Origin of the sequence: Paenibacillus sp. NRS-1760 (assembly GCF_050467785.1) — a bacterium.
Classification (GTDB): Bacteria; Bacillota; Bacilli; order Paenibacillales; family Paenibacillaceae; genus Pristimantibacillus.
Map to the genome: position 1 here is coordinate 161,702 of NZ_JBITPK010000016.1, position 6,303 is coordinate 168,004.

A 6,303-nucleotide genomic window follows, 5' to 3' on the forward strand; every position below is an offset into this window, starting at 1 on the left:
TCAAAAGGGTGCGAGACCGCTTCATATGAAGACGCTCGCGCCCTTTTTTGAGATAAGTCGGCTATAAGCGTAAAATTAGTCAATAATCCAAGTTGCCATAACATAAGATGGAGTATAAGATAAAAGTAAGAACAAATTATCAGAACATTTCGTCAACTATTCTGAGGTAAGGGAGGGATTGCCGTGAACAAAAGCCATGAAGTCGAATATTGCAATTTGGAGCTGCGATTTGACCGGCGGCAAATCCAAAATCTCATCCGCGATCTTATTCAGGAAGGGTACTCCTTGTACTGGAGTGAGACGGAGGGGCAGTTTCTTGTATCCATTCGAACTGGCCGCAAGCTCGTTAAGCTTCAGTTCCAGCGAATGAAGAACCGTTACAAAATTGTCGGGGACTACATTATTAAAGATGAGAAGCTGTCAGAATTAATTGAAAAGCTGATTAATGACACACGTGGACATGCGATTGTGAAGCGCATTAAAGATCGTCAAATCGTCATTGAGAGTATTATGTTCGGTGAGATTATACGACTCGTGGAGGTGTCCGGTATGGAACATCGGATTATTTATCAGAAGAAGCCTTTCGTTACAATAGAAGAAATGATTAGAGCATTTCAATCAAAGCGTGCTGAGGAAAGAGCGGTTGTACTGCGTTATGAGCTGGATTATGAGCTATCGATGCTGTTTGACGCGTTAGAGAGCAAGGATGAGGAAGCGGTTACTGAGTCTAAAGAGCGGCTGAATACTCTTCGCTCGGAAATGTTGCAATTGGAACTCTGATGATAGATGCTAGCCCCCATTTGAAAACATAAAAACGATCAAAAGCTGCCTTCTAACAGCATTTGATCGTTTTTATGTTGTTCATTTACCATTAAAAAAGACTCCTTTTATTATAAAAATGTCTAAGCTTTTCGGTATATATAAGATAAACTTTTTAGTTCTCTCAATATAATTGATGCGACTATTGCGACATTTTTCCTTGCAGATAGTTTTCTTCTTGCCGCAAAAAGAGTAAAATGAAACTATTGTGACCCAAAATAGATGATGAAGGATGGAAGAACCAGATGTCAAAACAGCAAATTGGTGTAATTGGATTAGCCGTAATGGGTAAAAACCTTGCCCTTAACATTGAAAGCAGAGGCTTCACGGTATCGGTGTTCAACCGTTCCCGCGAGAAGACTGATGATCTTGTTCAAGAAGCAGTTGGAAAAAATCTTGTTCCTACTTATACAATCGAGGAATTTGTTCAATCATTGGAAGTTCCCCGCAAAATTTTGATTATGGTACAAGCAGGTGCAGGAACAGACGCAACGATTGATTCGCTTGTTCCACATTTGGCTGAAGGCGATATCATCATCGATGGCGGCAACGCTTATTTCCCTGATACTGTTCGTCGCAGCAAAGATCTTGAAGCTAAAGGCTTCCGTTTTATCGGAACTGGCGTTTCTGGCGGCGAAGAGGGAGCACTAAAAGGACCTTCTATCATGCCGGGTGGACAAAAATCCGCTTACGAGCTGGTTGAACCCATTCTTACTGCTATTTCAGCTAAAGTTGGAGACGATGCTTGCTGCACATATATCGGACCAGATGGCGCCGGTCATTATGTGAAAATGGTACATAACGGAATCGAATACGGCGATATGCAGCTGATTTGCGAAGCTTATGATCTGCTTAAAAACGTACTTGATGTTAGTGCTGAAGAGCTGCACGAAATTTTCTCCGAGTGGAATAAAGGCGAGCTTGACAGCTATCTAATCGAAATTACTAGAGATATCTTCTCCAAATACGATCCTGAGACAGGCAAGCCAATGGTAGATGTTATCTTGGATTCCGCTGGTCAAAAAGGTACTGGAAAATGGACAAGCCAAAGCTCGCTAGATCTTGGCGTACCGCTTTCAATCATTACAGAATCCGTATTTACTCGTTTCTTGTCAGCTATGAAAGAAGAGCGCGTTGCGGCAAGCAAAGTACTTAACGGACCTGCAAAAACACCTTTCCAAGGTGACAGAGCAGCATTTATCGAATCTGTTCGCAAAGCATTGTTCGCAAGTAAAATTTGCTCGTACGCTCAAGGATTTGCTCAAATGCGTGCAGCTTCTGAAGAATTTAACTGGGATCTTAACTACGGCGAAATCGCTATGATCTTCCGCGGCGGCTGCATTATCCGTGCTCGCTTCCTGCAAAATATCAAAGACGCTTACGACCGTGATCCTAACCTGCGCAACCTTTTGCTTGATTCTTATTTCCAAAACATCGTTGAGTCGTACCAAGGGGCTTGGCGTGAAGTGATCTCCGCTGCAGTTTCGAACGGAGTGCCGGTTCCTGCATTCTCAAGTGCAATTGCTTACTTCGACAGCTACCGTACGGAGCGTTTGCCTGCAAACCTGCTTCAAGCGCAGCGTGACTACTTCGGTGCTCACACGTTCAAACGTGTAGACAAAGAAGGAAGCTTCCACTTTAACTGGATGCAATCTTAATTAGATCAGCCATTAGTTCCTCGTCTCGCGAGGATTGTCCTTATTTAAGCCATAAGCTGCTTGACGCAAACAGTCGCGCAGCCGATCGGCCTCTTGATTGGAATAATGTCTGCGATGGATGAGCGACATGGCCGCTTCGGCAAAGAAATGAAAATTTTGCAATAAGCGTGGCTGCGTAAGATCCTTTAAGGCTGGATCTTCGTCAGCCACCTTTTTTTTAATAAATTCAAGCATCCAGACCACATCCTCCCGGCAAAGGGTATGGTCAGGATCGAGAATACGATTGAAGCGTTTTTGAGTTGGACTCTGATCAGGCAACTGAAGTTCACTGTTCATCGCTAATGTCACTCCTATTCTCGAATAAACATCTTTATCATCCATACGGCATATATAACTTTTTTATACCCTAGTATTACAAAAAAATGATATGATATTGTAGAAAAATTGGTTTAACAAGAACGAAAAGGGTGAAACGGTTACGATGGGAAGGCAACAATTGAGTAAATTAGTGCTTATCGGGTTTATGGGAACCGGCAAATCAACCGTCAGCAAGCTGCTTTCCGAGAAGGTGGGCTGCACGCGCATCGACGGCGATGAAGAAATCGAAAAGCTGGAAAACAAGCGGGTTTCTGATATTTTTGCATCGGATGGCGAAGCAGGATTCCGGATCATTGAAACCAAAGTGCTGGGAACGATTTTGGAGCGCGAGGATACCTGTGTGGTTGCAACAGGCGGCGGCGCAGTGCTAAGTCCCATTAATCGTGAGCTAATGCTTAAAAACGGTTTTGTCGTAGCTTTAAAGGCGAGCCCAGATCAAATCATCGCTCGGGTAAAGACGGACACAGAGCGGCCTTTGCTTCAAGGCGATGCAGAGGAGCGAGTTAATCTGCTGCTTAAACAGCGTGAGCATGCTTACGATTTTGCTCATTTTACGATCGATACGACAAATATGAGTGTGGAAGAAGTTGTTGCTGCAATACTCGAGCAATGGTCGCTTCATAAATAACTGAGATCATCATCACCTCAATCAGCCGATCAGCTGTAGATGTGTATATATTATTGTAAAGGGAGATCATACGAACTATGGACGTTTTAGTGACACCAACGCCAAGACTTGAAGGTGAACTTCAAGCGCTTTCTTCAAAAAATTATACCACTCGCTACCTTCTGGTAGCCGCTCTAGCTGAAGGAACGAGTACGATTTATTTCCCAGCCCACAGTGAAGACAGCGATGCAATGCGCCGCTGCATTCGGGATTTGGGAGCAACGGTTGAGGAAGACGAGGAGAAAATCGTTATTACCGGTTTTGGCCGCAATCCTAAGCCAGTTGAGCAGCTGGATGTAGGTAACGCAGGTGCGGTTTTGCGGTTTTTGATGGCCATCGCGGCACTTTGCCCAGACGTAACCTTTATTAATCGTTATCCAGATTCTCTAGGTAAACGACCTCATAGCGACCTCATTGAATCTTTGACAGCGATGGGCGTTTCTATTGAGCATAATGAAGGCAAGCTGCCTATTCGAATTCAAGGCGGCGCTCCAAAGGGCGGCAAAATTCAAGTTTCAGGCAACATAAGCTCGCAATTTTTGAGTGCGCTGCTGTTTTTGACGCCTCTTCTCGAAGAGGACAGTGAAATTGAAGTGCTGCATGATTTGAAGTCAAAAGTAGTAGTTGGCCAGACACTAGAAGTATTGGAGCAAGCGGGTATTGTTATCCATGCAGATGAGGACTATATGCGGTTCCGCATCCCAGGCGGTCAAAGCTATGAAGCAAAAACTTATTCTGTGCAAGGCGACTACCCGGGGTCTGCAGCCATTCTAGCAGCTGCGGCTGTAACGGAATCGGATGTCATCGTACACCGTTTGGAAGAGAAGAGCAAGCAAGGCGAACGCGCTGTCGTTGATGTGTTGAAAATGATGGAAGTTCCGCTTACGCATGAGAATGGCATTGTCCACGTGAAGGGCAATGGCAAGCTCAAAGCAGTCGAGTTCGATGGCGATCATGCAACGGATGCTGTACTTGCAATGGTTGCAGCGGCTGTTTTTGCTGAAGGCACATCTAGATTTTATAATGTAGAAAATTTGCGCTACAAAGAGTGTGACCGCATTACCGATTATTTGAATGAATTAAGAAAAGCTGGAGCCAATGTCGAAGAACGCCAAGCTGAGATTATCGTGCATGGACGTCCTGAAGGTGTAGAGGGCGGTGTCGAAATCAATGCGCATTACGACCATCGTGTCATCATGGCATTATCGGTCGTTGGATTGCGTGCGAAACAGCCTATTCGAATTCGTGATGCACATCATGTAGCGAAGTCCTATCCGATATTCTTCGATCATTTGCAAGCTTTAGGCGCTAAGGTTGAATGGATTGAAGGTTAATTATTAGTTGACGTTTAGAAGCTTGTTCACAAAATAATGAATCGAGGTATGATCATGGCATTTGAGAATCCAACTCGCGAGCATATTAAGGGTATTTTGGAGAATAGCACGACGGTAGCTGTTGTAGGCTTGTCAGACAATCCAGAGCGCGTATCCTATATGGTATCTGAAGCGATGCAAGCGAAGGGCTATACGATTATTCCTGTTAATCCTAACGCCGATTCAATCTTGGGACAAAAAAGTTATGCCTCTCTAAAAGATATTCCCGTGCCAGTAGATATCGTAAATGTTTTTCGCAGAAGCGAGCATACGCCGCCTGTAGCTGAAGAGGCGGTTGCCATCGGCGCAAAAACCTTCTGGCTGCAGCTTGGCATTGCAAACGAGGAAGCGGCTGCGATTGCTGCAGCAGGCGGTCTAGAGGTTATAATGGATCGTTGTATCAAGGTGGAGGATTCCATCTTGCTTCCGAACGGGAAACCCAAAAGATAACAGTTATAAAAAACAGGTCACTCCTACACAATAAGAAAGCTTCAAGAGCGATTGCGTACTTGTTTTTCGCATGTAGAAAGCGAAACAAGCGGCATTCACTTGAAGACAATACGATTGTAATTCAAGGAGGACACGACGTGAATCAGTTTTCGCAACAACCGGGTAATTACCAAGGCCAACAGAGCTACCTTAACCAAAATGCACATTTTGAGCCATCTGGCCATGTGCAATCGCACTATCAAGGGCAGCTAAGCCAACCGACTTTTGGCAGAGAAACGCACTCAATTGTTGCTAACTCGCCAGGCGGTTACCAATCGTCTAATGCTTATAGCCAAGGAGCACAAACACAACATTATGCTCCTAACAACTATTCGAATATGACGCATCCGGTGGGAACGAACAATTCATTCATGTCGCATCAACCGGTTCACAGCTACGCGCAATCGCCAGCAACGGCGTTTGGCAACGTAGGTCCGGTTATCGCACATGTAGGTTATCAAGCTGGTTCTGAGCATAACCAACAACATTCCTACTACCAGCCATCCTCGAATAATGGGGCGCAGTATGCTCAGCATGCAGCATCCAATTATGGAGGTTACGGCCAATCTCAATTCCAAAATGGATATGGCGGTATGACACAAACGCACTCAAACACGTCGCTTCACCCTGTATATGAAGCAACGAATGCTTATCAAAACGCAGGGCCTGTCATTTCTCATGTAGGCTGGCAGTCGACGAGTGCAGTCAATTCTTCTCCTTATTCAGGCGGTAATCGATAACACTTTTTTAATACAATTAGAAAAGAATCATCAACATCGGCGGGCCTTTACAGGCTCGCCGTTTTACTTTGACAAAAACGCAGCAAACGCTTAACATCGATATAGATGTGTTGAATAATGCTTACGGAGTTAGTTTTGTTTTGCAAAACTTGAAGCTTATGCTTACGAAGTAGTTTTGC

Annotated in this window: 7 protein-coding genes; 6 read left to right on the plus strand and 1 reads right to left on the minus strand. The window is 44.5% G+C overall.

What is annotated here, in order from left to right:
- Positions 1–183 precede the first annotated feature (183 nt).
- Together ACIFSR_RS25370 and gndA are read left to right on the plus strand one after the other, a co-directional pair.
- Positions 184–780 (plus strand): hypothetical protein, encoded by a 597-nt coding sequence (locus tag ACIFSR_RS25370; protein ID WP_076268222.1) that lies wholly within the window; start codon positions 184–186, stop codon positions 778–780.
- A gap of 284 nt (positions 781–1,064) precedes the next feature.
- Positions 1,065–2,477: an NADP-dependent phosphogluconate dehydrogenase gene (gene gndA / locus ACIFSR_RS25375; protein WP_430060898.1), complete on the plus strand. Its 1,413-nt coding sequence runs from the start codon at positions 1,065–1,067 to the stop codon at positions 2,475–2,477.
- A 12-nt stretch (positions 2,478–2,489) separates the two neighbouring features.
- On the opposite strand, the gene ACIFSR_RS25380 is transcribed toward gndA, so the two are convergent.
- Entirely contained in the window at positions 2,490–2,813 is a 324-nt protein-coding gene (locus ACIFSR_RS25380; RefSeq protein ID WP_430060900.1) for a hypothetical protein, read from the minus strand.
- A gap of 160 nt (positions 2,814–2,973) precedes the next feature.
- Here ACIFSR_RS25380 and ACIFSR_RS25385 point away from each other — a divergent pair, with 160 nt between their 5' ends.
- The 4 genes from ACIFSR_RS25385 (at position 2,974) to ACIFSR_RS25400 (ending at position 6,124) form a co-directional block, all read left to right on the plus strand.
- Positions 2,974–3,483: a shikimate kinase gene (locus tag ACIFSR_RS25385; RefSeq protein ID WP_339208792.1), complete on the plus strand. Its 510-nt coding sequence runs from the start codon at positions 2,974–2,976 to the stop codon at positions 3,481–3,483.
- A gap of 77 nt (positions 3,484–3,560) precedes the next feature.
- Positions 3,561–4,856: a 3-phosphoshikimate 1-carboxyvinyltransferase gene (gene aroA / locus ACIFSR_RS25390; protein WP_339208794.1), complete on the plus strand. Its 1,296-nt coding sequence runs from the start codon at positions 3,561–3,563 to the stop codon at positions 4,854–4,856.
- 54 nt (positions 4,857–4,910) lie between these two features.
- On the plus strand, positions 4,911–5,345 hold the full coding sequence (locus tag ACIFSR_RS25395; protein WP_076268227.1) for a CoA-binding protein: 435 nt from the start codon (positions 4,911–4,913) through the stop codon (positions 5,343–5,345).
- 137 nt (positions 5,346–5,482) lie between these two features.
- Positions 5,483–6,124: a hypothetical protein gene (locus ACIFSR_RS25400; RefSeq protein WP_339208797.1), complete on the plus strand. Its 642-nt coding sequence runs from the start codon at positions 5,483–5,485 to the stop codon at positions 6,122–6,124.
- Positions 6,125–6,303 lie beyond the last annotated feature (179 nt).

Bases quoted from the DNA above. Each gene is read 5' to 3' on its own strand.
- gndA (WP_430060898.1), top strand. From the start codon at position 1,065: ATGTCAAAACAGCAAATTGGTGTAATTGGATTAGCCGTAATGGGTAAA.
- aroA (WP_339208794.1), top strand. From the start codon at position 3,561: ATGGACGTTTTAGTGACACCAACGCCAAGACTTGAAGGTGAACTTCAA.
- ACIFSR_RS25380 (WP_430060900.1), bottom strand. From the start codon at position 2,813: ATGAACAGTGAACTTCAGTTGCCTGATCAGAGTCCAACTCAAAAACGC.
- ACIFSR_RS25395 (WP_076268227.1), top strand. From the start codon at position 4,911: ATGGCATTTGAGAATCCAACTCGCGAGCATATTAAGGGTATTTTGGAG.